Source organism: Candidatus Hydrogenedens sp., assembly GCA_035361075.1.
Lineage (GTDB): Bacteria > Hydrogenedentota > Hydrogenedentia > Hydrogenedentales > Hydrogenedentaceae > Hydrogenedens.
This window is the reverse complement of sequence record DAOSBX010000067.1, coordinates 1-1,580: the sequence shown is the minus strand read 5'-3', so window position 1 is coordinate 1,580 and position 1,580 is coordinate 1. Positions and strand designations below refer to the sequence as shown.

The following is a 1,580-nucleotide window of genomic DNA, read 5'->3' as shown; positions in this document are numbered from 1 at the left end:
TTCCCCTCTAATAGAGGGGACCAAGGGGAGTGTCCCTCTGATAGAGGGGATAAAGGGGTATTCCCCTCTGATAGAGGGGATAAAGGGGTGTTAAAATGGTACCAACTCCCTTATAACTCCGACCTAAAAGAGAGAGCACGCGAACTCAGAAAAGCTGGAAACCTCTCAGAAGTTTTATTCTGGAAGCGAGTTAGGAATAGACAATTTATGAATTTAGACTTTGATAGACAAAAGATCATAGGGAACTATATTGTTGATTTCTTTATAAAGGATATTGGTGTCGTAATTGAAATTGATGGTTCAAGCCATGTTGATAAAGAAGAATATGATAAAGAGAGAGATGAATATCTCAAAAATATTGGATTAAAAGTCATACACATCAAAGATGAAGATGTTAGACATAATTTGGATGGTGTGATGGAGTATTTGAAAGAGGAATTAACCCCTCTGAAAGAGGGAGGCACACCCCTGGCCCCTCTAAAAGAGGGGGAGCACACACCCCTGGCCCCTCTAAAAGAGGGGGAGCACACACCCCTGGCCCCTCTAAAAGAGGGGAATTTGGTGGAACGAATATTAAAACATCCGAATATAGGCGAACAAATAAAAGAGTGGCAAGACTTAGGGATTGTAGATGAAAATTTTAAGATAGAAGATATAATTGAAGATGATTTAACAGGTAAAAGGCTATCAGAAAAATATAAGCATTTACCAATAGATACAAAATATTTCAAAGATTTAGAACTTGAGATTTTGAGTTTATTTGATGATTTAGATAAATCCTTAGACGGCTGGCTGATAAAAAGTGAGAATTATCAGGCATTAAATACACTCCTACCAAAATTCAAAGAAAAAGTGCAGACAATTTATATTGATCCACCATTTAATTTAGATTCATCTGACCAGTTCCTGTATCGCACAAACTATAAAGACGCCAACTGGGCAACATTGCTTGAAAATAGATTAAGAATTGCAAAAGATTGGCTGAATGAAAAAGGAAGTATCTTTGTAAGGTGTGATTATAATGGTAATTGGATTGTGAGACCTTTGATGGATGAGATTTTTGGAATGGATAATTTTAGGAATGAGATAGATATTAAAAGAAATCAATCTCTACCGAAGACTGGAGATGTTAATTTAGTAGAGGAAACAGAAAATTTATTTGTATACGCTATTGGGAATAATTTTGTTTTTAGAAATACATTAGCTGAAAGAGAAAAACCTTACTGGGGAGATTTAGGAACACGACCTTCAGACAAGAAAGATAATCCTTCAAGATTTATAAATGGAATAGAGTTTAAACCGCCGAAATATCGAAGGTGGTCATATTCACAAGAAAATTTAGACGAAATGTATAAGAATGGAAGGTTAAAAATAGAAAGTGGAAAATTAAAAATATTAATTGATAAAACAAGAATTGGGACAAACTGGACCGATTTAACAGGGTATTCTCCAACTCCTACTTGGGGTTTTTTAACAGAAAATGCTGAAAAATTATTATTTAGGGTTTTAGATACATCATCTAATCAAAAGGATATAGTTATGGATTTCTTTTTAGGAAGTGGCACTACCACAGCCGTAGC

General features: G+C 35.1%; 1 protein-coding gene. It reads left to right on the top strand.

Going from position 1 to position 1,580, the window contains the following annotated elements; translation table 11 throughout:
* Positions 1-87: 87 nt before the first annotated feature.
* Positions 88-1,580 (top strand): DUF559 domain-containing protein (locus PLJ10_13200; protein HOK10602.1); only part of this gene is annotated, 1,493 nt, incomplete at its 3' end.